This is a genomic window from Vibrio sp. 10N.261.52.C11 (assembly GCF_041471405.1).
Classification (GTDB): Bacteria; Pseudomonadota; Gammaproteobacteria; order Enterobacterales; family Vibrionaceae; genus Vibrio; species Vibrio crassostreae_C.
In genome coordinates this window covers 1-25,612 of sequence record NZ_JBFROI010000038.1, presented here as the reverse complement: position 1 = coordinate 25,612, position 25,612 = coordinate 1, and the positions used below count along the sequence as shown (strand labels likewise).

The window sequence follows — 25,612 nt, the reverse complement described above, 5'->3', positions numbered from 1 at the left end:
GAAGCAAAACTGCGAGAGCGGGAAACAGCAGTAAATGTGCTTGTTGTTGGCGAGCTCTGTTTTTAAAAAATCGGTAAGGGAGTCAGGGTGACTGGCAATAAATAGGTCCGTTTCATTTTTGTGGGGAAGAATGGGCATCATCGCGTCACCTTATAAAAAGACACAGTTGCGCTTTCGCCATTGTACAAAACCAAAGTTATCCCCTGTCACCGGGTTGTCATGGCCGGCTTCCCAGATTGTGGTTGTCGTGGTGTACGGGTGACACCAGGCGGCATCGGGAATAGGCCCCGACATTTGATACCGATAACGAGATTTTGGCAAAATAGGATCGGGATATTGATAACAAATCGCGCCATCTTCGCCGCGCGTCTCCCAGATGATTCCTTGCCGGTGCAGTTTGTAGTTCAGCTTTTCCATCAAGAGTGTCGCCGCCTGGATGGGCGTGTCTCGATAGTTGGTGGTGCCGGTGAGCGGATAGGCACTGCCCTGTGAGCCTAAACACCAAAATAAAGCATCAATAGGTAAGGCAGCGTTAGTGGAGGTCAACAGGGCTTCGGGCACGCAAGCAAGCTGCGCAACCAAGTTACCAAACAGTAACGCTTCGGGATTGAGAATGAGGGATAACTCATCGTCGTCCCAAAGTGGGTCAATTTCCGTCATGTAGGCCACATCAAAAACGTCCGTGGCCATGCAGGCGGTGGATTGCATCAGTTGCAGCCAATAAATAACGGGGTACTTATACCAATGGGCGTGATAAAAGCCTCCGTCACTGCTGTCACTCTCACGGGCGGTCACGCGCCCACCGATACGCTGAGTGTTAGCGCCGGACATTTGCACGCCCATGTTCACCATACAGTAAGGGACGCGCGTGATATCGGTTAAGGCATAAGGCTCCCAATAGCCAATGTTGATGCCTATTTGCACAAAGATAGGCGGCGGTTTAGGGCAATAAGAGATAGGCAGTGTGGGATTGGGCGTATCGGGGTACTTAGAGGGCATGACGGTGGCTGAGCCTATCGTCATCGGAAACAAGCAATCCCAACAAATATCGGTCATGGGGTTAATAAAACGGCTTTTACACGCCGCACTGGCTGCTAGGGTTGATGGGGCAATAAAAACCAATAGGCAGCACAACAGTAAACGAAAGTGTCGTTGTGTCATGGGGTGTCCTTTTTCCACGCCGAGCGTGGTACTCCTTTTGTCTCGACAAGAGGCTTCGCCCCATAATCGCCGCCAAAAGCGAGCTTGGTTAAGAAAAAAAAAGCGTCATACTGGAAGCATAATCAAGGGAGGTGCGCACTTCCAATGCGATGTCATTGTTATTGCTCTATCGCCAAGGGGTGCAAACCCGATACGTTCACCTCATCGATGCGCCAGCGCGTGCCTTCTTGGTAGGCAATCGCTGGGACGTGAGTAATGTTAAGCGATTGGGTTAAGTGGCCTTGCTGCGCAAAATACATTCTTGCGTCCAATAAGGTCGCCATTTTATTCGGGCTGCCTCCTGTCAGTACCCACTTGATTGGCTTGGCGTTTTGATACTCGCTAGCGAACCTTCGTTGCTGCGCGTCTCTGGCATCAAAAAAGACCAGCACCTTACTTAACTCAAATTGTGGTAGAACGTTTTGACCGTCGACCTTTGGCCAAGTGCGGGTATCAAAGGGGTTCACTCTGGTGCCCGCTTTGGCAATCACGGCTCCTGTAGTGGGGGCGATAATGTCTTTAGGGAGGGTGATGCTTGGGTCAACGTAAAAGGTGCGGGGGTTGATCGTGGTGGTTAAGCCTGCAACGGGCGGTGGGTTTTCAATGCTTTGCTTGGCGCGCTCCGTGAACTCGTTTTGCATGTCCGCTAATTGACCACTGGCCTCAAACCCTTTCAGTCTTTGGTCAATCCACTCCAGCATGTCAATCTCACCGATGGGGAAGATAGGGGCCACTTGGCCCAAGTTCTTTCCAGCGGCATTTGTCGTTGCCAGTCCAGCGACCAAAAGAAAAAGGGGGGATTTAAGCGCTCGCCCCAATGGCTTGATTAAAGGCGTCAATGTCTTTGCCATAAAAGTGCCTGGAGGTTTGCTCAATGGCGCGCTCCAGTGAGTGGCCTTGTTTATAAAGATTTTCACAATACTCAAACTCCTTAGGCTCGGTTGAGAACATGGCGCGTTTCACCGGAGAGGCGAAAAAGCGGTGATAGGTGACATGGCCACCCGCTTTGATGCGCGCACTGCTGTATCCCGCTTCGGCAGACGGAGCGAAACTTTTAATGAGGCGCTGCTCAAACGGTGAGAAGGCATCCGGGTTTTGGGTCAGATACTCATCAAACCCTTCCCCTTGACGAAGAATGATGTGGATATCGGAGTTGTTGTAGCAGGCTTTGGCTTCCTCGTTGCTAAAGAAGTCTTCAATCCCTTGAGTCACTGTACAAAAAGCGCCGCCGAACTTACGGGCGGTGCGATAACCGGTGTTGATGAACTCCCTCGCTTGCTCGTTTGCCCCAGAGAGGAGGCTCCAGGCTTCTTCAATGATGCACAGCTTTGGGGTAGAGCGAGAGCCAGCCAGGTACATCTGCTGGTTAATCGAAACCATCAACGCAAAAATCACGGGTCTGAGCACAGCAGGCGGAAACCCATCCAGCTCCAGCGTGGTGATTTCCACACTGGGGTCGAGCATGGAGGGCTTGTTGAACACATCTTTGTACATGCCGTCGGTGCAGAACTTTTTCAGTTGCACCGCAATGTCTTTGATGCGTCGGTCGCTTTCTTCTCCAGCAATCTCAATCAAGGCGTCTCTGACATCATCCACCAAGGCTTGATTACCTTTACGCTCCCATGCCGTCACTATCGCATCGCCTAAGACGCTTTGTTGAAACGCCGTCAGTGGGACGTAGGGTGACGCGATGGTGGCAAACAACGCCGTGATATTATCGAGCGCTTCCATCATGGGGTCGACCGGTCTACCGTCATCATCCACAAACTCAAACTCAGCACTTTGCATGGCGCCTAAATGCGTGAAGGGATTTAAGAAGATGTTGGCGTGCGTCATGTACGTCCCCCCAAGGCTGAGCGTCAATTTTTTATAGCTGGCCCCTTTATCGAGGATCCACACTTTACCGCCCATGGCGTAAACCGTTTCGGCAATCTCTTGAACCAGAAAGCTTTTCCCTGCGCCTGAGCCTCCGGTCAGAGCGATATTTTGGTTATCACTGCCACAGGTGAAAGGGTTAAAGAAAGAAATTTGCTGGCGCATCGTGGGCAGCAATACGCCGCCTTTTAACTGACAAAAATCCATGATGAGAGGGAAGAGGTTCACCAGATTAGAGCTTTTTAACGTGCGAACTCGGCCGGCTTTTTTACAATCGCCCCACAACCCTTCGCTCATCATAAAAGGCAACGTTGAAAGCAGCGCTTGTGGCTGATTCATTTTCAGGGGAATGATATCAAGGCCAGCATGGCTGAATGACTCCTTCGCCGCTTGGGTGTCTTTTTTCTGGTGGGTCTTATCGGTAAACAGGGAGACCGTGAGTACCATAGACGCAATGGTAAACTCTTTAGACAACAGACCTTTTTGTAGGGCTTTTCGCTCTTTGAGCTCATCTTCCGCTGTTGGAGCCAGCAGCGCCATTTGGCTGTTCACCGTCTTGGTTAAGTCTTTTATCTTATTATCGTTATCCGCATTTTGCTTACCGGTTGGCTCATTACGAAAGCTCAACGTGACGCGGTGAGGGCAAGTGATATTACGAGAAACGTTGCGAAGAGAAGAAAAGGCCTCAGGTAAGGCGTACAAGCGATAATCCCCAGGCAGACGAGAAAGTCCCAAATTGACCAGCCGTGTGCGCACCTCCTCCCCTTGGTCATTGGTATGACGGGTGGCGATATGGCCACGATGCGTTAACGCTTCGGTATCGGGAGAGAGGGCTTGCAGGTTCAAAGGCTCTAACGGGTTGTAGCCTTTTTCCTTTGGCCGGTCTTGTCGTTTATCAAAGTTTAAGATATCACTCACATCGGTCAGCAACATCTCAGGCGTGACGGGCAGTAAATCAAAACCAAGCTGCGCCAGTCCTGTCTCTAGAGTCATTCGCGCATCAAGCAGCTCTTGTGGGTCTTTTTCCGTGGTGGAGACAAAAAAGAACGCGTCGTAATCGCGCAAATCAAAGCGATTGTTTTTTTGTCGGTGTAAAAAACCGTGCTGCGCGGCGTAGTGGGCGTAAATGGCGTCATCGTTAGCCAGCTTCTGGCAGATACCGCCTCGCTGACTGAGTAGAGCTTGGTTTCCTTCGAGATAGTGCGCCACTCGGTTGTGACCAAACAGCTGCACTTGATAGTCCCATTTATCCCCTGCTGGCAAATCCCCCATGAGGTGGCTTAACGACTGAATTAAATCGTCGTTAGCGCCCCCAAGGACACTGATTTTAAAGCCAAAACCGCGAGAGTGGGGATTGTCGAACACCCGCTCAATGGGATCGTAATCTCGATACGGCAGTTCATGGTGAAGGTGGTTTTGGGCTTGCTTGGCCTCTTGAAATAAGGCGGATAAGCCACTGCGTGAGGAGGAAAACATGGGGGATCCCTTTTTCTATTTTAATGTTAGGGGGCGTGACACAATCTTGGACCGCTTGATGGATTCCCCCCTCATTGAGAGAAGGCTGAGACTGAATGTCGCGCGCCCATGATAAAAATGATGTTTAAGCTTCGTTTCTTTTTTTCCTAATCAATCTTTCCAAATCGCGCGCGCAGGGCGCCCAGACCAACGGCTATCGTCTAAGACAAAGTAAACATCCATCGTATCGATGTAGTGATTGTCTTTGTCGATGAAAGGGAAGACGGTGAGTTTTTTAACGTCTTCTTGGCTTCGCTCTGGCTCCCCCTCTCGATTGCGCCTTGGCAGTAAGGTAAAGGCGGAAGGTGGGGCGAGACGCGCTTGAGAAGAGACCGTGGCGTTACCACTGCCTCCGGTATAACCGTATAGGTTGTCTCGAACTTCGTTCATGGTGACGCAACCTGAAACGCCGCCGACCTGATCGCAACTGTATTCGCTCTCAAAGCCCGCGCTACAACCGGTCAGACCTAAGAGTATCGATAGTGAAAACAAAGCGTGCCTATTCATGGTGATTCCTCACGCCCAAAGCCCACGCGGCTTAACCCTTGTTGGGTGATTTTTTGCGCTAAAGGGTTGATGGGGGCGGTTTGAGTGGTTGGTGGAAGAGAGGGGGTGTTGGTAATGACATCTAACAGTTGATTGCTGTTGGAGACTTGCTCACGCTGCTCATTCATACGCGTTTCGTATTCATCGGCCAGCAATGGATCTAATGGAAAGCCTTCCAAAAAGACAATATTGACGATGGCACCAGGATTGACTTCCACTATCGGATGATAGAGTTCGGCCAGTTTGATGTAGTAGTCCGCCAATTTGCTGCCAACGCTCTCCGTGGCGCCGCCAAGCAGATTCAAGCCAATTTTATCGCTGTTGATGCTTTGACTTGGGCCGAGCGCCGTCGGTGTCGTGGTTTGTGCCAGCGCTTTACCTGCATCCCCTACGCCTTGCAAGATCCCCGCAATGCCGGCCATTTGAACGATCTTACCGTTTTTCAAAATGGTGGTACCGCGAATACCATTGCGACCAAAGTTAAACACGGTCGCATTGACGGGGATATCGAGAATATCGCCATTGGGTTGTATGCAGCTCATTCTACTGGTGCGAGCGACGCCGCGGCTGGATGAGATCTCACCGTAGACGGCGCCGGTGATCGTGCAATCCTTCAATTTAGAGGCCTGACCGTTGGGTAAGACCCCCTGATTGACTGTCTGAAAGACAATCGGTGAGGTATCCCCTTGTCCAGAGACGCCCCCATTAGCATCAGCGCCGCCGGTAATTACGGCGGTCACAAAGGTGCCGGTTGGCACGTAGTTATCGGTCGTGCGACGGGATTGTTTCTCCTCGACACTGGCTTGCCAGTGAAATTCAAAGCTATCAAAGGCATCACCACTAAAGGCCACATCATCTTGCTCTTGGTACTGGAACTCATTCACCTTGGCGTTATCCATGTTGCTATTAATGGCCGGTCTTGGGGGCAGTTTGTATTGGCCAAAGGTGTCTCCTTGGTTGGTCTCGATGCCGTGTTGAGTCGAAGGATCGCCTGCCTTGAGGGTTGAGGCTAATTGCGTCTCAAGCTGCGCCTTGAGCGCGTCAACTTCATCGAGCTTTTGTTGCATCTGCTGCTCAAGCTCTGTCAGTTGCGATTTTGTATCGCGCTCATTGGCCTTTTTAATGTTCTCTAACTCAGAGGTTAAGCTTTGTCCAAAGCGACTTAATGTGCCTTCAAACCGCGCTAAGCTTTGTTCTATTTGGTTGATTTTGTCTTGTTGAAACGTCAGGGCGGACTGGTTGTCTTTGTCGGTAAAATCATCGGTGACGACAGCGCCAAATCCGACATCTTGAATGCCCTTGCTTGGCGCTTGGGGAGACAGTGTTAACCGCCAAACAACAAAAGCCAGGGCGGTCAATATCAGCAATACCGTGAGCGTAATGGTGCGATTGCGCTTTCTTGTCACGGCATTGATCGTGCCGCCGTCTTCAAAGTCCCCGTCGGTGTCTTTGAAGACGCGTTTCTTAAAACGGCCCAAGGCGTCTTTTTGTTTATCGAGCATGGGTGGCGCCTCCTCCAGTAATGAGATAGAGCGTGGTAGTTTGCCCAGGTTTTAATTGATAGGCATCGAGCGCGGCTGAGCGTGCGGAATAGCTGTAGAACTGCGCGGTGGTCAGCGCCATGTCACTGCGGCTTTGATTTTTGAGCTGATAAACCACCCCAGAATAATGACGGCCCACGAAGACCGTTTGAGGGATGATGGCCAGTGACGCTTCATCTTTGGGTAAGGTTTTGGGGTCAACGTCGTGACGTTTAAAACCAGCAATGGGAGCGCCATCATGGACAAAACGTATCATGGCTTTGGTGAGCGCTGTCATGGCGGCGGGATAATCCGCCGCCTGCTCAATCGGGCTTTGCTGCTCTTTGTAATTTTGCGACCAAACAAACTCCGTGACCAAAGATGGTGTAGCTTTGGGGGTAATAAACAGCGCAAACAATCGCCCTTTCTCTGTCGTCAGGTGCGCGGTAAACGGTAAGGGAAGGTTAATTTTTAAGGTGATGGAGCCGGAAGCGTCTTTTTGGTTGCCCGTTGAGGTGCAAAACCCTTTCGGGCAGACGATCGAAATAATACGGTCATTGTTGACCAGTAAACGGTTCACGTTAATGGAAGAGAGTGACAAGGGGATCGTGTCGCCTTCGTCAAACTCATAGCTCACCATGGCGGCATTTTCAGCCAGGGCAAAAGAGGGGATGAAAAAGACCACCCAAAGCGCGATGGATAAAAAATAAGGGTGCCATTGCTGCGATGGGGTGAATGATTGCTCATAAAGATTCATCGGTGTTGACCTCGACTTCTTCAATGGAGAGTAAACCTATGACGCCTTGGTCATAGCTAAAGTTGACTTGATACCACTTCATCTCCGGATCTAGTGCGCGTTGGCCTACGTGCTTTTGGAGTTTCCCGTAGAGTTGTACTTGGAGAGTGTCGAGAGAAATTCGGACCAACTCGACAGAAAATTGGCTGCTGATGTTATCTTTTTTAACCACCGTGGCTTCTCGAAGCAGCTTAGGTTGAACGTTGTACCAGCTTGTCTCGTCTAAATATTCAAGTAACTGACCAAACTGACGTCCAACGCTTGCCGGCGTGATGTTGAGTTTCAGGTAGAGAAGATAATCCGCCATTTGCTCAAGATAAGGTTCATCGACCGCGCCATCCGAAACCGTAAAGGCTTGAGAGAGGGTGGGCGGGACTAGGGTTCGGCTTTGATGGGTAAGGGCTTGATAACTGGTGTAACCCAACACCAGGTTAGTGATAAGCATAACAAGAAAGCCTGCACTCAAAAAAAGATTGAGGAGGCTTTTGACGGCCAGCTTATCCCGTTTAACAAACGGATCCATGATGAAGGGTCTCCTTAGAAAATCCAGTAACGACGACAGGCTGAGGGGGTACGCTTAAAGAGGGTGGGATGGACAAAGGAAGCCCCCCACCAATAAAGTGACAGGGTAACTATGTTGTCACCGTATTGCGCTTTGATGTAACGTAATCCCCCAAACCAAGCCAGCGATAACGTCAGCCCTATCATTTCGTGTTTAAGCCAGAATGAGAGGCCAAAAATGCAGAGGGCAGGCACGAGTTCATCAACTGGGAACCCGAGCCAGCGACGACCTTTGTTCATGTGTTTTGGAATAGAAAAAAACTGATGAGGGTCTTCCATTGTGACTCCTTAGCCTAAGCCGACGAGTGGTGCTCCAACATTCCACAAGACTGAGCCGCCAATGAACCCGCCAACGGCCGCAAACCAGTTACGGCTCATCAGTCCAGTGACGACCGCCCCCGCAAGCCCAGTCCCCAGCATCGCGGTTTCAACCGCAGAGCCTTTGCCCGCCGAGTCTTTCATGGCTTGTTTACCTGACGCGAAGATATCGGCAGCCAGAGCGGGCTGAGTGATAAGAAGTGTCGAGACAGCAACGCCAAGCCCGACAAGGAGGGTGCGCTGGGTGCGTTTTTTCATAATAAATATCCTTATTGAGTGATAAATTTATCAAGTGTTTGGTCATGATGGAGTAAAAGACCTCCTTGCCTGAGAAGCTGGGAAGAAGGGTTAGGTTGTCCTAGGCAGACCGTGCAACGTGCAAATTAAACGGCGCGTGGGGAGAAAGGTTAAAATCGACAGGTATAGGCACGCATCATAAAGAAAACAGAGAAGATTTCGCGTACTTCAAACCGCGATTACGACTCACATGTTGCTTCCAATTTTGAGCGCTAATGATGGTGTTCTTAAGCTTCCGATAACGTTTTTTACAAGCATTCTTTGAAGCTGGGAGAGTGAGACGGTTAACTGATTGAACTTGTTTTTGAACCGCAACAAAATGAACACCCTTCCAATAGAAAGGGAATGAAAGGTGTCCAGTAAAAGACAGTAAGGCGGCAAACGCCATGTGTTCACGCCCGACCGTTCCCAGTTCTTTGACGCTGACAAAATCCCCTTGTTCAACAAAGTGGCCTAATACATTCGCCGCCTCATCTGTACGACAATGTCCGTAGATAATCTGCATCGTTCACACTCCTTTTTAGGACATTGTTTTGTTCTTTTAAAAAAGCAAAACAATGGGCTCTCTTTCAAGAGCCGTGCTACAAACTGGCTTGAGCATTCTTGTAGTAGAATGCGCACATCCAAAGGGTGTGGTGTCTGGTATTCCCAAGTAACTCTATTTCACCACTCAACCAGCGTGCTTAATTGAGTAGAAAAACAGCCTTGGACGTCGCCCCAGAGAGGGCTCCTGAATTTGTTAGGCATATTACGCAGGCCTGCGCCCCTCTGCGGCGCTTTTTGCAATCGTGAAGGCAGCCCACCTTCGAGGCCATCTGAAATAAGATCTCAGACGGCAATATCATTCGTTACAGCGACCAATTGGGAAAACGTTTGAGATGATCTTCTAATCGAAGTTTCCCTTCGCGCTTTTTGGCCCGTTCTGCTCTTTTCGCCGATAGCGTTAACGTTTTATTCGCGTTTGCTGAAAGACTAAAAGCGATACCGACTTCCTTGTTATCAACCCTACATTCTGATTTCAAATTCATACAAAATCCTTTTCAATTAAGAAAAACCGAAACGACCGAGTTCAAACTGAAATATCGCTGAACCCTCTAATCGTTCAAAAGTGACCCAGAATTATTAAACTTATTTGCTTTTGTGATGGGCCTCTCAATCTTGCAATTTAACATAACAAATATAATACGCACCAAATTAAACTTTTGATTTTAATGGTTATTTTATTAAATTTAACGTTGCCTTTGTTTTTAATTTTAAATAATTAATCCATTAATTATTTTTATTGGGATTCTTTGATGTGCTATAAATTTTTCAAGGTTATTTGTTATCTCATTGTTATTTATCTGCTATTTTTGGTTACGCATTATATTTGTTATGTTAAGGGAAAAATCCCAAGGCACACTTAGCGTTTGAAATATCAGGCGACGACACGCTATACTTACCTGAGGTCTATAAGGTTAAAACACACGACATTGCTTACTCCTGTAGTGTCCAATGTCGTGTGTTTTTTCTAGGATTTAGAGTGTGTTAGAGGTGGTACTCTGACTATATAGCACTCGCAAAAAAGCCGACTTTCCAAGAGTAGTCGGCTTTTTTGTGTCTAAAAAACCGGCATTTGATTTCTTTTCCCGGTTGAGATAGGTTGAAATTTCACCGTTTGGACGGCCAATCCAAACACCCCAAAAACCTCTTGGACTTCAAAATATGACGCATTTGACTCAGCCTTGGCTTGGGCTAACGCTCAGGAGAATCCACTTTCTGCCTAACACCGCCTTTTTTGTCCCTCAGGATGAAGCGAGGTGTGTTTTAAACGTGGACGGTGAGTCTTATGAAAACGTTTAGCTCCTCCCCTCCCCCGTTCGATAAATCGAGTTACGATGCGCAGTATCGCTGTAAGCGTAAGGCTCGCAAACTGGATTTGATTGAATTGTATCAACGCGTCATTGAAGAAGAGAACGCGCGGAACCCTAAGACGCCTTTTGAGATCGGATTTAAGTCTCGCCGGTTGCTCCGAAGCGGTAAGGTAGAAACCCTGCCGCCAGAATACGCGCGGATCTTAAAAGGGTGTGAAGAATTTATTACCAACCCCAATCGTTTCCCGTCACTCAATGCATGGGGCGGTGAAGCGGTGAATAATGTCCAATGTCGCACCTTAATTGCGAAAGTATTAGCGTGCACTCTGCCGAACACAGACCTCCTTGGCGGGCGCATCGGTTTGCCCACCGAAGCGGGATTGAAAACCATCAGCTACGACCAGCTTCAAGAAGATTATGCGTTGCGCTTTGGAGAGTTTATTTCGCCGAAGTCCTTTGCTAAAGCGGTGAAGTATCTAAAGCGTGCCAGCTATTTTCACAGTGAGCGGATCAATGTGTGTGTCGACCAAGACGAAGGGACGATACGCAGTGCACCCGCGTACAAACAGTTTACACCTCGCTTCTTTAATGACTTAAAAGTCGTGCGTTACACCAACATCAGCGAATTGATCCTCGCAACACGGGAACGCCAGACAAAAAAAGGACTGAGCTTTCAATGGCTCTCTTTCCGTAAGATAGCGTCAGGGATACAAGAGATCTTCAATGCGTCAACGTTAAACACCTATGCGCAATCAACCTCAGCCTTCTTTAGTGAGTATCAACCGGACCTGGCCCCTAATTAAAAAGACACGTTCGTCTCCGCGAAGGCGGAGGGATCAGCACGTCTGAACCTTAGCCTACCCTGCTCTATCTCTCATTTTTCTGGTTTCTCCCAACAGGTTATTCAGGGTTATCTTGCGCACGCAGTCTCATTCGGAAGGGATTTCTCTATTCACGGTTTTTTATAAGAAAGGCCGTGCAAGAAAGGAAGGATAAAAAAGACCGCTACAATGGCCATCAATAAGGGGCTGCGCTTATGAACACTACGTATAAAGATAAATAATTAAATCAATAGAAAAATAAATACTTAAGGACAAGCAAAAAAAACGGCGCGGCAACCTTCTTTTGTCATACGACAGGGACCTTCTTCGATTAAACGCTGAGTCAGGTGGCTCCCTTTCATCATCTCCTTACTTAACGTCCACCTTCATCCGGATGGTATGGCTTAGCAGGGCGAGGGTTTTTAGTGCTGTCAATATTGCAGCCTAAAAAGAGCAGTATGGCGCTGTGAGAGGCTTTCTTCTTAATTTCATTAAATGGTCACGGTTCTTATTCAGCCGCTTAAGCTTACTGCTTTACAAAATGAATGGCCCCTTGAATACTAAGATTAGCGTTTCGATTTATCAGCGTCAGAGGGTAATTCAAACTCAAGGAACATAAATTAGTATTACTTCGAGGTGTTTCTCTTCTTACGCTGTTAGCCTAGAAAAACACATGGGTTACTAGAAGAGAAAAGGACGGATATGACACTTCCTATTTTTCACTCAAACAACGTTCCACATTCTCAGTCGGATTATTTATCTGAGCTCTGGAGGAAGATTGAAAAAAATGAACGGCGTAATCAAAAGGCCGAGATCAAGGTCAATCAGCTTTTTTCTGAATACAAAGATAAACTGACTCCCTATGATAAAAAGCTCGACCATCTTCACTGTGCCTGGGTTAAGCACTTGATGTCATTTTTGACCTCAAAAAAACTCAAAACCAATATCCGCAATCGCTTGATGCAAGCGATTGAACAGGAGTTAATTGACTTGCTTGATCGCCCTTTTATCAATGATAGAGACAAAGTCGAGGCGTTATGCGAAGAGTATGAAACCTATCATAATAAAGTATTTCAGAAAGAGAAACAGCAAGCGCTCAATGCAGCTTGTCGAGAATTTGAAAACGGCATGAAGGAGATGTTCGGCGCTGATATTGATTTACCCCACAAAAAAATCCGTGAAATTCTGGCTTCTGGTGATCCATTCGCCATTGAAGCTTTTATCAGTGCCTTATGGGCCTCTTTTGTTAAACATAATAACGACTCATTTTCACCACGAGCCCAAAATGAGGACGATTGGGACGATTTTGAATTCGATTATTTTGAGAGTGAAGACGACGACGCGCTTAACATCAAAGAAATGTTCCGAGGTACTCAACTCAACAAAATGTACAAACGCATTGCGAGTGTTATCCATCCAGATAAAGAGTCTGACCCGTTAAAGAAAGAAGAGAAACATCGTTTAATGCAGAAACTGGCGGTGGCCAAACGAGAGAATGATGTGATGACCTTAGTCCGAATGCTGACAGAATATGTCCCCGATTCTGAGCACCTTCTTGATGAAACAACTTTAGTGAGAATGGAGCATTTGCTCGAAATGAAGCTCCTGGATTTAAATCGGGCCCACCGTGACATCTTTAGCCAACAAGGAGTTAAGTCTCAAGTCTGGAGACAATTCTCAGCACCAAGCAAGAAGAAGACGCAAGCCAAAATGGAAAAGTATCTTAAAATGATTGATGATTCGATAGTCTCGCTTGAAAAAAGAATAAGAAAAGTTAACAGTATCAATCAATTAAAAAAATATTTAGGATCTCTTACCTTCTATTGATTCTGTGTCTAGAAAAGAGGCTTAATCATGGTGGTTTAAGAGGTTCGAAATACCGCTTGCTCACCCTTCGACTGGCTTCGCCAGCTACGGGATTGCGACGAGCGGTGCCATTAAAGTTTGAGCAGGTATATGTTCGCGTTTCCCGTTAATTTTTGAATGCGCCTTATTATTTAAGCCTTAATACACGCTGATTACGCACTCAATTTAAAATCGTGAAAAACAGCTAGGAAGCTTCAATTAAAGAGAAAGAATAAATTCATGAGTCGAAACCTTAAGCACTATCAAGCCCTTGATGAGATCGTGACGAATGCGCTTCTCGCACTGTATTTAACCATGAGTCAACAAGGTGGATATTGGACAACGAAAATAAGAAATGAACTGTTGGTAAAATTCATCAAACCAAAAGTAAAACGGCCTCAGTTCTCGACATGTAAAAATGAACTCAAAACCATGCTCAGTATTGGCCGAAGTGTAACAGGCAACCTCGAACAAAAAATGTGGGAGGTAAATCAACTGAATCTCGGGTATCAAGCCAAGTTCTCACAGGCTGATGAACTCTATATCATGTTAACGGAATTATTTGAGCAGCATCAGTTTCCAACTATGTTGGAAGACCCCACAAAAGAAATGGAACGAGATACTCTTTACATGAAAGAAAAAAGCATAGAGCAAGGGTTTGATGAAGACAATAACCAGATAAAACCCCTGGCTATGACGGTGAAAACCCATCGGTTGGAAGCGTTAATTGAAGCGCTAAAAGCCAAAGGCTTTTATCGCGTTGAAGTTGACTCTGAAGAGAAAGATGAAGTCATTCACCTTTTATTGCACCGAGAGTGATAACGATTATACGATTGAATAGTGCCTTTCTATTTCTCGGTTTTACCTTGGGTAGACAATGTCCGACTAAATACCCATCTTCAACCTTGACTGAAAGCTTTCCCATATGACAACGCACCCAAAGCCAGTCTGACCAAATAGGTCATAAAGAGAGAGCTTTTCAATACGCAACTCTGGCTTACGCATGAACCTTTTAAAATTGGCATTAGCTAGGCTAGGTTTGCGCATAGGGTCCAATTCTCTTCTTCATTTTTCCACCTAAATCCGGATTTAGGTCTAGTATAATATACTGCGATACTCACCTTGTGACACGGAGCCTTCCATCCTAGTGGTAGGTGAAAATTTCACCCAAACCTTACGGACGCCAGTTTTCAATGCAGAGACACAATAAGAGTTTAGGACTATTCATACTTTTCTTTATGCAGACACATGCAATAATCAACATGCTATGACGAGGTTGATGGTTATATGAGATGTTCCGAAATACCCCCTTTGATCTACATGGTTACTGAAACTCAACTTGAGAGTGCTCTATCCTCTATAGCCATCAATAACTTGCATATTTACTGTGCGTTTACTCATGAAAGTTTGAACACTAAATTAATCAAAGATATTCAGTACAGCCACTTTAAATCCATAAGCTTTAGCGACGCTCGAACTATTTACCCTAAAAAAGCATCATTCTCGGATGAAGATAGGCAATAACTCATTGATATTTAGAAAAATATGCCTAAGAGGGAATATTCACAACGCTATTTTTGGAGAAAACGTGTTTCGACAATTTTTGTGTATCTTATTGATTTGTAATATTATCTCAATTTAAATGTAAATGGACTCAACATGACCGAAATGATAAAAACTTTACTTAATATCCGCTCGCTTCGTGCGTTCTCTCGTGAATTAACACTTGAGGAACTTGAAGAAGCACTGAATAAGTTAACGACCGTCTTTCTTGAACGCCAAGAGAGCGAAGAAGTAGAGCGCGAAGCTCGTGCTGAACAAGAATCCAAAGTCGCTGAAATCGCAAAGCAAATCAAGGTCGATGGTGTTAATATTGAAGCTCTTATAGAAGCTCTAGCAGGTCAATCAAAGAATAAAATAAAAGGTAAACGTAAGCCTCGCCTTGCTAAATATAGTTACACAGACGGGAACGGCATAGAAAAAACCTGGACCGGTCAAGGTCGCACCCCTTCCATAATTCAAGAACAGCTTGATGCTGGAAAATCAATTGAGGATTTCTTGATCGCGAAATAGTCGCTTCTTTCAAAACCCTCACTACACCCCCCTCAATTAAGAGGCCCAGAATTCATATAGAAACTAACAGAGCCCTTGTTTAGGTTAGTTTCTATAGGGCAGTCAGCTCACTTTAAATATCTCTCCCATTGGCCAATCTTAAAATGAATGCGTGAACAGAAATCAACCTAGAGGCGTTAATTACGTCACTGGCCTCATCAGTACCGAAACACGAGAAAACACTTATGACTATTGCAGAACAATTGCGCCAACAAGGCGAGCAACGTGGCCGCCAAGAAGGACGCCAAGAAGGACGCCAAGAAGGTCGCCAAGAAGGACGCCAAGAAGGTCGCCAAGAAGCCCTCAAGGAGATGGCGCACAAGATGATGCTTAATGGTCTAGATCAGGAAGCCATTATGGATGTCACAGGATTGAATAAAGACGAACTAGCACAACTTTCTCATTAGCCGAGCAAGTAAATGGCCATCAATAAAGGACTGCGCGTGGGGAGATAAATAGTTAAATCAATAAAAAATAAGGATAAGAAAAAAAAACGGCGCGGGCACTTTCTTTTGTCATACGACAGGTCCCTTCTTCGATTAAACGCGGAGTCATGTGGAACCCTTTCATCACCTTCCCACTTAACGTCCACCTTCATCCGGATGGTATGACGTTGTACGAAACTTTTAGACTTTTCCTACCCATCGGCCTTATTGTTATCATATTCAGGTACTAATTGAGTGAGGGGAATTATCGCCTCACCCAACTTTCATTGTGACAACGTCATAAAAAAGACCGAAAGACTAAGGTTATTACCTTCCTTGAAGCCCTTATATAACGTTCTGGTCAAAGTTTTATAAAATATTCAACGTTTTACTGCCCACTTTTAAATCGACTCTCTTTATACCCAAACGATAAAGGTAAGAGAGTACGTCATTTTTAGAAACATTGTATTGACTACGATTTAGAAGTAATAAATATTCTTCTAACAAGTATGGAAAGTCGCTTAATCAACGCCCATGAGTAATGTCAATCTGAGTGATATGTCGGCCAAGCACGGCATTATTGTGAATCGTCCTATATTTATCGTTGGTTCATCCAATCAAGTCCCGCTTTAGACGTAAGAAACTACTCTGCTATCAATTCATTAGGAGCGACATCTTATCGCTATTAGAAAAACCAAAGCATCAAGGTTTGAACTAGCAACCTAGTGAATACGCTTTCATTATGTAATGATTTTACTTACAAAGTCATACTGTAAGAGACAAAAGATTCCGGAATAATACGTCAAATGGTCTGGGCTAAAACTTATATGGCGGTTCGTATCATTGGTGTTGAGTTTGGCTACACCAATTACGCAAACTACAAAAATAGTGCAGAATAGCTTTCGATAACATTAGCTGCAATATTCCAGAGTTTTGTCTATTTTAGCACTGCGATTGGCCATCTTCGATAACATCAAGATTTGGCCTGTACCAAAGCAAAAGGGTAACCAGCACTCTTTCTTTTGCGCTTACCGAACTCGTTGTCCAAATTTGAACTCGATGTGAGAGCCAGAGCGAATAATGAGAAAGCACTCGTCAATGGAGTGAACGTCACTGTTGAGTGCAAAGGCGGTAAGAGAAGAGCCACCATTTTAGTTGATAAGTGACATACAACATGTAACTGGCTTAGAACACGTTAAAGCTCTCTTTCATTACACTAGTAAGCACTCTAGCAGGGATTTTGTTTTGGTTCTTGTAACGGGACTGTTGCAAAAATACTGTACGGACCCTTTTTTTTAATCATCGTGGGCAACGCTTGGAACTCATATTTCTGTCATGGGTGCAGACAAAATAGGAAACAAGAACTTCCATCCTCATTGTTTGAGAAAGCATACTCTACTGTGACTATATACCTTAATGAAAAACGATTGGCGAGTTCTAGCATGCGCCAGATAAAGAGATCTATAAGATAGTTGAAGAGCCTATGTTAAATGACAGGAACAAAAGCGGCATTACCATTTTGATAACTCAAGATTAGCTTATCAAGATCCTTACATTGGCCAGTTACTTTTAATGAAATACCTACCCAAGGTAAATAAGCATGAATAAAATTAGCTTTTTAAAAATAAACAATACCATTATCGATGACATTATTGCTCTCTCAGTGGAAGAGTCTCAAAAACAACTCATTGCTAACAACGCAGAGTGGCTTGCAGAAGCCAGTTTTAACGACGATAGTATCAACTATGGTATTTACTTAAACGATAAACCTGCGGGCCTGATCTCTCTGATTGACCCTAGAATACTGGACACACACGATGAACACTTTCAAAAGGAGCATTTATATGTATGGCGCGTCATGATTGACCATCGTTTCCAAGGAAAGGGATTGGGGAGTCAAGCGATTAACTTCAGTAAGAAATACGCTTCCATTATCGGTTTAAAAGGCGTCTCCCTGACCACGATGGATAAAGAAAAAGGCAATGCGCTCTCTATTTATCAAAAACTTGGTTTTATACCAACGGGCAGAAGACTTGATGATGAAATTGAATTAATTTTTGGCTTAAAGGAATGAGTGAATAAACAAGTCAGATGGTGTGTCTGGGACGGCTATTTGGCCGCCTCATTTTATACTTAAACTGTAAATGTATTGAAGAGTTCATTCAAAAACGCTGATCCCTCGTGCACTCTCACCTCTGCCCGGTCACGGCTTAACCAAAAATCAAATTGACTCTTGTTCAATATCCGTAACCTTTAAAGACCTTGAATCGCTTCGATGAGCTTTTTGATTAGAGCATGGTCTGACTCTATCGCATTGTCATGGTGTAATTACTCTTAATTTTTTTGCTCATATTTTCAGCTATCATGCGCTAATCTAGAAAACGTTAAAGTTCCAGCTCAGTGCTCTAAAGATCGTAAAGCCTCACCTAGCAGGTCTTCTGGCGAAAGGTTAGAATGGGTGTTCATTATACTTTCGATTCTCCTTGTAGGAAAAGAATTACAAGTCTTCCCTCTACCATCAAAGTCCTCTTGTCTTCTGCCGTATGCAATGTACACATTAATGAGAGTACACTCCCTCTCTCTCACTGAGCAGGTAATTTTCCTGAGTTTTTTTTGAAGACCTTCAAACATTCTATCGAGGCTTTGGTCACTATTTGCCTTAGTAAAGTGGCCATAGACTTCAGAGATAGTGCTATTTATTGATAGCTCAAACCTATGTACTTCTTGTTTCATTTGAAATAACTCAAGTATTATTGGGATTTGTATTACACATACTATAACCAAAAACATTGAAAGTTATTGGTTAATCAATTTAGTCAGCTTTGGCTCTCTTTGTTATCAGCTCTTATCGACAAAGCTAATTGCTTGCAGTTACAAAATATATCATTGGAACTCGCCTTGAGTCGCGACGACGAGTAAAACTTCAGGTCTATGAAGCCTCTGGACATTTCCGAGTTACGTTCAGATTGGCGACTAAGTCGTTCGGACAAAATTTACTACTCCGAATCATACAATGTATCGGAAATTGGTAGACCAAACGCAATGCCCTACTAAAACATCAAATGATGTTTTAGTAGGGCTATCAGATTATATTACTATAGGTAAACGGCCCTTTAAGGTTACTAGAAAGCCCCTATTTCAATGCCACCACTGTCGTTTTCAGAAACCACAACATTCATCATGTGTAATGGGTTGGCATTCTCTGATGAACCTTGAGCTTCCCCAAGTGTAACTGACTTAGTTAGAACATCCGAAATACTACCTGTCGATATTTGAACAGTTGCAATTCGACCTTCTGCACGAGCGTAGTTATTCACACCGATACTATATACCCCGAGTTCGAGGCTGTCTCTGTCACAAGTGGCGAAGTAATGCTCTGGCCCATAGCCGCTGGTGTTATCAACATCTAACTCACCAACGTTACCTACCCTATTTTGGTAGTACACCTGCATCCCATTGGGTTCAAACGTATGCAAATCAACATCACCTAGACCATTCCAACTGAGTGTTGCTGTGAACGACCCTGTAGAAGCGATTGCTTCAGGAGTTTGTAATGACGCCAGCTCCGATTGGAGATCGTTTCTTATCATTCCAGCTGGTTGTAAAGAAGTATTTAAATAGGTTTGTATGAGAGTGTGACCAGATGGATCAACCTCTAAATGGCTGACTGGTATCGAGACATTTGTATCGGGCACTGTCCCTACAGCTCTTAAACCATTTATCACCAAATCGAGATCGGCTAGTGTATAAGGTCCATTCAGTTGTGGTGAAGCTGGTGCAATGTGGACTACCCCAAGATTAGATTCATCTAGGTTATCCAATTCCAATGCTGCGTTGTAGGCATTATTAGCAAAAAGATTACCTTGGGAGTGGGCGATAAACAGCATTTTTGCGCCCTGTGTGCCTAACGTCTGAATCCTCGTGTTATGACGAGCGTAATCGCTTGCTGTTGGCGGTGAAGAAAACAAATGACTAACAAGTGCAACTGTTTGGGATGATGCCCAGTCGTAAAGCTCAGTAAGTAGCCCCAACACCAAGTCACTAGGGGCGCTGACAATATTGTAGACTTTATCTAAGAAACCATCAGCTCCACCACCAGTAATTGCTGACCAAAAGATATCAAATCTACCGCCGAGATCGGGGTCTATTTCTTCCGCTCGCTGAATAAATACTTCTGCTATATCTTGAAACGCTGATGCACTAACCGATGAACCAGTTACGTTATAAAAAGTCTCGTATGCTACAGGCTCTGAATTGTACTCATTTCCAATTTGCTTTTGGAATTCAAATGTCGCTAATTTCGCTTCATTTTTTGTATTCCACACTCCATTAAAAAAGCCAACGACATACCCTGGTACTTCACAAACTGTTGCAGAACTTACATTGAAAGAGATTGACGCAGCTAAAGCGGTTATAATAATTTTTTTCATACATCATTCCACGCAATCGATATTAGATGGTAGGCGCGTCACAGTGCCATCAAGAGCTTCATTGAACGCTGAATATGCCGCTGCGCGCTCACGAGTGTTTGCTGTGTAATGTTCTATCGCTTTTAGAATTTGATGTGCATCGGCAGGGTTATCAAAAGCTAAACTCAAGCAACCGATAGCTACAGTAGACTCTTCATCAACTTGGAGGACTGCATCGATATCAGAATGATCAACAAGGACAGCTTCTTGGATAGTTCTGGCAATACTCTTAACTTGTGTCTTTTGACTTGCTGATAAGTTAGCCGCTTCAATATATGCCAATATATCGTCTCGAATGGCTTCGTTATTGGTGACTGAACCTGTAAGCGAATCACTAGTGTCTAAGTCTGGGTACGTTCCTGACGAAACTAACTGACTTAAAGCATCTGTAGGTGAATTGATTGGTGTTGCTGCATTTACATCATCGGCACTATCAGAGTCACCACCACATGCCGTTAGCAACATGATGGCACATATTGGTAAAGCTTCCCTTATTTTCAACTTCATTGTCTACTCCTTGATCATAAATTTTAAGTTACTAAAATATAAGAGATTAACGCCAAGTGCAACGAGTCCCATACCACCCTTGAGCCGACCAAGTTGCCGCTATAGAGACTGGCGTTACATTAATATACCTAGGTCCGTTACACTTATATCAATACAGTAGATGTGGTTTGCATAAGGAAAAGTAAGCCAAATCACAGGTTTCTGAAATGAGTAATCAATCGGTCGTAACTTCTAATGGGGCATTTTCGAGTTTCATGGCACACCTTTGGACAGAAGCTTTTTCTAATTTAGTAAATGATGCATTATCTCCGGTATGGAGGAGCCATCAGAAGAGCACGACCTTAGAGGTTAAGTTCATTGTCACTTATGAGAAGTGAAAAAGCCCACTAGCAGGGCTTTTGTTGCAAGTTGCCACATATGATGCAATGCGCTACAATTGACATCAACAAACAAATGACCAAGGTAATACATATGGCTACTACAAGCGTTAGACTTGATGAGAGCCTAGTAGATAGAGCTGCAACCATTGGAACAGCTTTAAATCGAACGACCCCCAAGCAAATTGAGCATTGGGCGAAAATAGGCAAGATCATGGAGGATAACCCTGACTTAACCTACGAGTTCGTACTGCAGGCAATCATCGCTAAAGCCGAATTAGAGCACGGGAATACGACCTCTTATGAATTTAGCGAAAGTAACAAAGATTGAGCAAACTACGACATTTGCCAAGACAGTAAAAAAGCTACACAAAAACCAAAAACAAGATCTAGATAAAACAGTGAAAGAGGTTATAGAAAACCCTTTTATTGGCGTGATGAAGAAAGGCGATTTGTCTTTTCTTAGGGTGCACAAGTTTAAGATGAACAAGCAGCTCACCTTGCTTGGGTACAACTACGATGAATACGGGACGTTAGTCCTGACCTTAATGGCGTTGGGCAGTCATGAAAACTTTTATCGAGATGCATCCAGAACATTTAGATAACCAAAGCCTCGCCAAGCGCGAGGCTTTTTTTATACCCCTCAAACACCTACAAACTGATTGAAAAAGAACTTAAGGTAGCTAACGCTGAAAGAAAGGTGGAATCTACCCCCGTGAAACATCACGGGGATTAACAGTATGAGAAGAGTGGATAAGTTTTAATATGGTAAAAACCCATGAACAGGGTGTGAATGAGTAAAAGGTCTAGCCAATAATGGGGCACTTTCGAGTTAGAAAGTGCCACAGATAAAGATTCAACCTATGAAAGTTCTGGCCAAAAGTAAGTTAATGCAATGAAACTCCCTAAACCTCAATAGATTAGAACAAGTATTTTAATATCTTAAACACTTGCTCACCGCTACCCCGGCTGCTCAGGGAAAACCTTTACATTAGTTGGTATTTGGTACCAATCTAGTTTTTCACTAACCCAAACATGTGCTTGAGGTTCGAAAATATCAGCTGCCGACATATCAGTTGGTTTTAACTTTAATTTAACCGTTTGCGGTGCATCTGGATTGAAATGGTAAATTCTGTTTCCACAATTTGGACAGAACATCGCGCAATTACGATTGCCACTATCAGCTAAACGTTCCCAAGTTTTCAGTTGACCAGAAAACTCTATTTTCTCGGCATCGACAACTGCTGTAATGCTAAATGGGCTGGTAGACAGTTTTTGGCACTCTGTACAGTGACAAGCAAAGACCATTAGTGGTTTTTCATACAAGTCATAGGTCACTTGCCCGCACTGACATGCTCCTATAAGTGGATATTCCATTTATCACTCCTCCTCACAACATGAGTGGCAGCTAACTCCGAATTAAGTAACGAGTAACACTACCGTCTAACCTAAGTCATTACATCGTAAATCAACTTGAATTAAAAATCCGAGAAGTGTGTCCCTTCCCCTAATTGTACGAGGAGTTTACCAAGGCCATAACACCTAACAGTATAAAAATACTACCAGACCACCTTGAGAAAAAATCAACCCAGTTACTTCTTGCTTGAAACTTTTTCTGTAGATGACTCGCCATCAAAACACTTAACAGATCAGCACTACTAAACAATAAATTCGTAACAACTCCCAAAATAAGCAGTTGGAGCCAAACAGCAACACTTCCTGCTTCATTCACAAACTGTGGGAGAAAAGCAAGATAGAAAATTGCGGCTTTAGGGTTCAGAATATCTACAATGACACTATCAATAAACGTTCTTTTAGGAGAGGTAAGATTGCTTTCACAAGAAGTAATACGTAATTTTTTTGATAGATAGATACGTTGGAAACCCAACCAAACAAGATAGAGAGCTCCTAGCTTTTGAATGGCAGAATAGAGAGAAGGATTAGCTAAAAGCACAGAAGACAAACCTAATACAGCTAAAATTACATGAAAATAACCTCCTATATGAAGGCCAAAAGCTGCCATAATTCCTACTTTCTTCCCTCCTGACACAGCTTGAGCAATACTGTAAAGCATTGCAGGACCGGGCATAAACGCATATAGCAACGTAACAAATAAGTAAGTAAACAGTTCTGTAATTGAAATCATTGTCCACCCTCCAAGCTATATTTAAAGCCAGAAAATGTTGAGGCTAACTCACTTACTACATTACGCGCCTCCTTCAAATTGTAATTACCTTGTAGAACGCCTGCGATTACCTCAGCTAAAACAACTATTTGACTTTGTGTAACCCCTAATCGAGTAATTTCTGTTGCACCAAAACGTATCCCAGATAACAACTCTCTATCTTCAGGAAGTGGGACTGCATTAGCAAAAACCCCAACATCAGCTAGACGGTAGCATGCTAAACGCGCACCTTCTTCTCGAGTCCATTTCACAACAACTTGATGAGTTTCAGTAAAGCCTTCATCAGAACAGAGCACCTCCAACCCGTGCGCCTGTAAATTACTAGCAAGTTGCCTAGCATTAAGTATCCCTTGAGCCATATATTCAAGGCCATATTCCTTTAATTCTAAGCATGAGACCGTCAGGGCAGCAATTCGATTAAGTTGATGTGAACCAGTTAGCTTTGGGAATATAGTCGTGCTAATCGGAGAAGAAAACTTTTCCGAATTCCAACAAATTACTCCTCCCTGAGGACCACTAAACGTCTTTCCTGTCGATGCAGTGTAGATATCAGCTCCCAAAGACAGAGGGTTTGGATAAACTCCACCAGCAATCAACCCTGCTTGATGTGAGCCATCAAAAAGTAACATCCCTCCCCAACGAGAAATAATGTCTTTTATCTCTTTTACAGGAAAGGGAAAAAGGTTGAGACCTGCCCCTAAACTCACTAATTTCGGGTGTCTAAACTTAGCCATGTATTCAAAGGCGTTTAAGTCAATTTCGAGGGTATTCGGATCCACAGGAAGATCTGAAATGGAATAGTTCAAGATCCCCGGGGGGCCTAAACTATGGTTACTTGAGTTACCACCATAAAATGTATTGAGGGTGGACATATCTGATACGTTGAAATGGTTTTTGAGAACTGCATAGACAACCGTATTAGCATGAAGCCCTCCTAAAAGCCTAGGGTCTGCATGATTGCATTCAAATAATTCCTTAAGTAATACTATGCAAAGTGCTTCTATTTCATCAGCTTGATCAAGCCCCGTAAAAAAGCGGTTATTTCGCCCAATAGAACCGCCTGAGGCTCTAGACCCCAAGTCACAACTTAGTAGTCCCCGAGCTTGTAAACTCATAGGGCCTTCTGCTGCCAAAAGGTTTATTCCTGTCTTCACTCTCACAGTCTCGTGTCGCTCTATTAAAGCTCTTAATTTTTGATAGAGCTCTTTAGAAGTCGAACACCCAAGTAAGGCAGAAGCATCATTCAGAATATTCATGTCATGCATTTGTTTGCTGATAATCACTTTCTAACCTCCCTTCTCACGTATAACTGTTACGTGTGTTAGACAGATCCTTACCACAGAGCAGTAAGCTCGAATGTCTTGTGATATCTATGTTTGAGCCATCAATAAAGTCGCCCAAGTGTCGAAATGGATAAATTTCCGTATCCGTTGCCGTTACTCTAAAATTAATGCCAAACCGGTCATTATAAGATGTATTAGGAAGAGAACCATGCATGGTTCTTTCCGTGAAAATAACAAATTCCCCTTTTTTCATAGGGATCGTCACTATATCTTCTTGGCTCTCGTCTACACCCAATGTTCTTTTTGCAGGTAATTTTGCAAGTTCAGCTCGAACATAGGCTTTAACATCCTCGAATGATTTCCCACTAATTTGATAATTTTCAAAAAGCCCACTGGTATCAACGTCCAATACTAGTGTGTAATTGTTCGCCCTTTCGACAACATCTTCGATTGTTTTACAGTCAATAAATGGATCATGCCAAAACTCAGATTCTGTCATTGGAACCATGGTTTTAGGATATTGTTTTTTATGTGAACCACGAATGAAACGCAACGGAGCGCAATCAAGCTCAACATCAGTAAGGGCGACCCAAACAGTTAAATTCCACCAACGATCCCGCCTTTCATGTTTAGGCCTTAAACTAGGCTTATTATTGCCAATTTCTTCACCATCGAAATCTCCCCACTCTTGGTGCCAACCTGTACCGTTTTCTCCAGATTTCTTGTGAAAAATTTTTGAGCGCCAAAGAGCTAAATCGTCTCCAATCAGAGACTGTAGCTTTGGGATCAAAGCTGAATCTGTGAGCAACTCTTTAATTTTCGTCGATACTAAATGCCAATCCCTGACAGAATAACGACCATACAGGGGATGCGGCTCTGGGCTTTGAGCTATCTCCCTAACTTCCGTTAAAACATCTTGAATTAATTCGACATTTGCGAACCTCGGTAATGGTCCTAAATAACCATCTCGGCGAAAAGACCTTATTTGCTCTCTCGTCAATCCTTTACTCTTGTCCATTGATTAGCTGCCTACCCTATGATGTTAAACAAAGAGCGTCGAACCTATCAGTCTTTATCGAATGGCCTAAAATTAATAATTAATAATTA

The 25,612-nt window shown here is 44.2% G+C and carries 24 protein-coding genes and 2 pseudogenes; 8 read left to right on the top strand and 18 right to left on the bottom strand.

The window, feature by feature from the left end:
• Nucleotides 1-150: 150 nt before the first annotated feature.
• From traU to AB4323_RS16140, 11 genes are all read right to left on the bottom strand, one after another.
• Complete coding sequence (gene traU / locus AB4323_RS16190) at nt 151-1,161, bottom strand: conjugal transfer pilus assembly protein TraU (protein WP_017103572.1); 1,011 nt, start codon at nt 1,159-1,161, stop codon at nt 151-153.
• 158 nt (nt 1,162-1,319) lie between these two features.
• Nucleotides 1,320-2,051 carry a type-F conjugative transfer system protein TraW gene (gene traW, locus AB4323_RS16185; protein ID WP_102488789.1) on the bottom strand — a complete coding sequence of 244 codons (732 nt, stop codon included), beginning with the start codon at nt 2,049-2,051 and terminating at the stop codon, nt 1,320-1,322.
• The gene (traC, locus tag AB4323_RS16180) at nt 2,002-4,551 is read right to left on the bottom strand and encodes a type IV secretion system protein TraC (protein WP_229648361.1); all 2,550 of its coding nucleotides are present in this window, start codon (nt 4,549-4,551) and stop codon (nt 2,002-2,004) included. Before traC ends, traW begins: the two co-directional genes overlap by 50 nt.
• A gap of 150 nt (nt 4,552-4,701) precedes the next feature.
• Nucleotides 4,702-5,097, bottom strand: a complete 396-nt coding sequence (gene traV, locus AB4323_RS16175) for a type IV conjugative transfer system lipoprotein TraV (protein WP_017104313.1) — start codon at nt 5,095-5,097, stop codon at nt 4,702-4,704.
• On the bottom strand, nt 5,094-6,638 hold the full coding sequence (locus AB4323_RS16170) for a TrbI/VirB10 family protein (RefSeq protein ID WP_048666133.1): 1,545 nt from the start codon (nt 6,636-6,638) through the stop codon (nt 5,094-5,096). Before AB4323_RS16170 ends, traV begins: the two co-directional genes overlap by 4 nt.
• The gene (traK, locus tag AB4323_RS16165) at nt 6,628-7,413 is read right to left on the bottom strand and encodes a type-F conjugative transfer system secretin TraK (protein WP_017096434.1); all 786 of its coding nucleotides are present in this window, start codon (nt 7,411-7,413) and stop codon (nt 6,628-6,630) included. Before traK ends, AB4323_RS16170 begins: the two co-directional genes overlap by 11 nt.
• On the bottom strand, nt 7,400-7,975 hold the full coding sequence (gene traE / locus AB4323_RS16160) for a type IV conjugative transfer system protein TraE (protein ID WP_016800090.1): 576 nt from the start codon (nt 7,973-7,975) through the stop codon (nt 7,400-7,402). Before traE ends, traK begins: the two co-directional genes overlap by 14 nt.
• A 14-nt stretch (nt 7,976-7,989) precedes the next feature.
• On the bottom strand, nt 7,990-8,292 hold the full coding sequence (gene traL / locus AB4323_RS16155) for a type IV conjugative transfer system protein TraL (protein WP_016800089.1): 303 nt from the start codon (nt 8,290-8,292) through the stop codon (nt 7,990-7,992).
• A gap of 9 nt (nt 8,293-8,301) precedes the next feature.
• Entirely contained in the window at nt 8,302-8,589 is a 288-nt protein-coding gene (gene traA, locus AB4323_RS16150; RefSeq protein ID WP_016800088.1) for a type IV conjugative transfer system pilin TraA, read from the bottom strand.
• 175 nt (nt 8,590-8,764) lie between these two features.
• Nucleotides 8,765-9,133, bottom strand: a complete 369-nt coding sequence (locus AB4323_RS16145; protein WP_048660709.1) for a hypothetical protein — start codon at nt 9,131-9,133, stop codon at nt 8,765-8,767.
• Between the two features lie 343 nt (nt 9,134-9,476).
• On the bottom strand, nt 9,477-9,656 hold the full coding sequence (locus tag AB4323_RS16140; protein WP_016800598.1) for a TraY domain-containing protein: 180 nt from the start codon (nt 9,654-9,656) through the stop codon (nt 9,477-9,479).
• An 800-nt stretch (nt 9,657-10,456) separates the two neighbouring features.
• On the opposite strand from AB4323_RS16140, the gene AB4323_RS16135 reads away from it, so the two are divergent.
• From AB4323_RS16135 to AB4323_RS16110, 6 genes and pseudogenes are all read left to right on the top strand, one after another.
• Nucleotides 10,457-11,284 (top strand): hypothetical protein, encoded by an 828-nt coding sequence (locus tag AB4323_RS16135; protein WP_372152886.1) that lies wholly within the window; start codon nt 10,457-10,459, stop codon nt 11,282-11,284.
• Between the two features lie 720 nt (nt 11,285-12,004).
• The gene (locus tag AB4323_RS16130; protein ID WP_102428375.1) at nt 12,005-13,129 is read left to right on the top strand and encodes a hypothetical protein; all 1,125 of its coding nucleotides are present in this window, start codon (nt 12,005-12,007) and stop codon (nt 13,127-13,129) included.
• 258 nt (nt 13,130-13,387) lie between these two features.
• Nucleotides 13,388-13,966, top strand: coding sequence for a DUF2913 family protein (locus AB4323_RS16125; RefSeq protein WP_017104238.1), 579 nt, complete (start codon nt 13,388-13,390; stop codon nt 13,964-13,966).
• Nucleotides 13,967-14,806: 840 nt separating this feature from the next.
• A complete protein-coding gene (locus AB4323_RS16120) occupies nt 14,807-15,220 on the top strand; it encodes an H-NS family nucleoid-associated regulatory protein (protein ID WP_069592252.1) in 414 nt (137 codons plus the stop codon).
• A gap of 164 nt (nt 15,221-15,384) precedes the next feature.
• Nucleotides 15,385-15,666: pseudogene (locus AB4323_RS16115) on the top strand (ISNCY family transposase); the annotation flags it as partial.
• Nucleotides 15,667-17,284: 1,618 nt separating this feature from the next.
• Nucleotides 17,285-17,758 carry a GNAT family N-acetyltransferase gene (locus AB4323_RS16110; protein WP_016800590.1) on the top strand — a complete coding sequence of 158 codons (474 nt, stop codon included), beginning with the start codon at nt 17,285-17,287 and terminating at the stop codon, nt 17,756-17,758.
• A 59-nt stretch (nt 17,759-17,817) separates the two neighbouring features.
• Here the strand turns inward: AB4323_RS16110 and AB4323_RS16105 are convergent.
• From AB4323_RS16105 to AB4323_RS16095, 3 genes and pseudogenes are all read right to left on the bottom strand, one after another.
• A pseudogene (locus AB4323_RS16105) lies at nt 17,818-18,003 on the bottom strand (IS6 family transposase); the annotation flags it as partial.
• Between the two features lie 803 nt (nt 18,004-18,806).
• The gene (locus AB4323_RS16100) at nt 18,807-20,114 is read right to left on the bottom strand and encodes a YfaP family protein (protein WP_229648405.1); all 1,308 of its coding nucleotides are present in this window, start codon (nt 20,112-20,114) and stop codon (nt 18,807-18,809) included.
• A 3-nt stretch (nt 20,115-20,117) separates the two neighbouring features.
• Nucleotides 20,118-20,660 (bottom strand): hypothetical protein, encoded by a 543-nt coding sequence (locus AB4323_RS16095; RefSeq protein ID WP_017100441.1) that lies wholly within the window; start codon nt 20,658-20,660, stop codon nt 20,118-20,120.
• 471 nt (nt 20,661-21,131) lie between these two features.
• Here AB4323_RS16095 and AB4323_RS16090 point away from each other — a divergent pair, with 471 nt between their 5' ends.
• On the top strand, nt 21,132-21,368 hold the full coding sequence (locus AB4323_RS16090; protein ID WP_017100443.1) for a TA system antitoxin ParD family protein: 237 nt from the start codon (nt 21,132-21,134) through the stop codon (nt 21,366-21,368).
• The gene (locus AB4323_RS16085) at nt 21,340-21,642 is read left to right on the top strand and encodes a type II toxin-antitoxin system RelE/ParE family toxin (protein ID WP_102560971.1); all 303 of its coding nucleotides are present in this window, start codon (nt 21,340-21,342) and stop codon (nt 21,640-21,642) included. The genes AB4323_RS16090 and AB4323_RS16085 overlap by 29 nt, the downstream gene beginning before the upstream one ends.
• A gap of 355 nt (nt 21,643-21,997) precedes the next feature.
• Here AB4323_RS16085 and AB4323_RS16080 read toward each other — a convergent pair whose 3' ends face one another.
• From AB4323_RS16080 to AB4323_RS16065, 4 genes are all read right to left on the bottom strand, one after another.
• The gene (locus AB4323_RS16080) at nt 21,998-22,414 is read right to left on the bottom strand and encodes a GFA family protein (protein WP_017102639.1); all 417 of its coding nucleotides are present in this window, start codon (nt 22,412-22,414) and stop codon (nt 21,998-22,000) included.
• A 130-nt stretch (nt 22,415-22,544) separates the two neighbouring features.
• A complete protein-coding gene (locus tag AB4323_RS16075) occupies nt 22,545-23,183 on the bottom strand; it encodes a LysE family translocator (protein WP_017102638.1) in 639 nt (212 codons plus the stop codon).
• Entirely contained in the window at nt 23,180-24,505 is a 1,326-nt protein-coding gene (locus AB4323_RS16070) for a serine hydroxymethyltransferase (protein WP_102560969.1), read from the bottom strand. The genes AB4323_RS16075 and AB4323_RS16070 overlap by 4 nt, the downstream gene beginning before the upstream one ends.
• 16 nt (nt 24,506-24,521) lie before the next feature.
• Nucleotides 24,522-25,523: a phytanoyl-CoA dioxygenase family protein gene (locus AB4323_RS16065; protein WP_371997466.1), complete on the bottom strand. Its 1,002-nt coding sequence runs from the start codon at nt 25,521-25,523 to the stop codon at nt 24,522-24,524.
• Between the last annotated feature and the right edge of the window lie 89 nt (nt 25,524-25,612).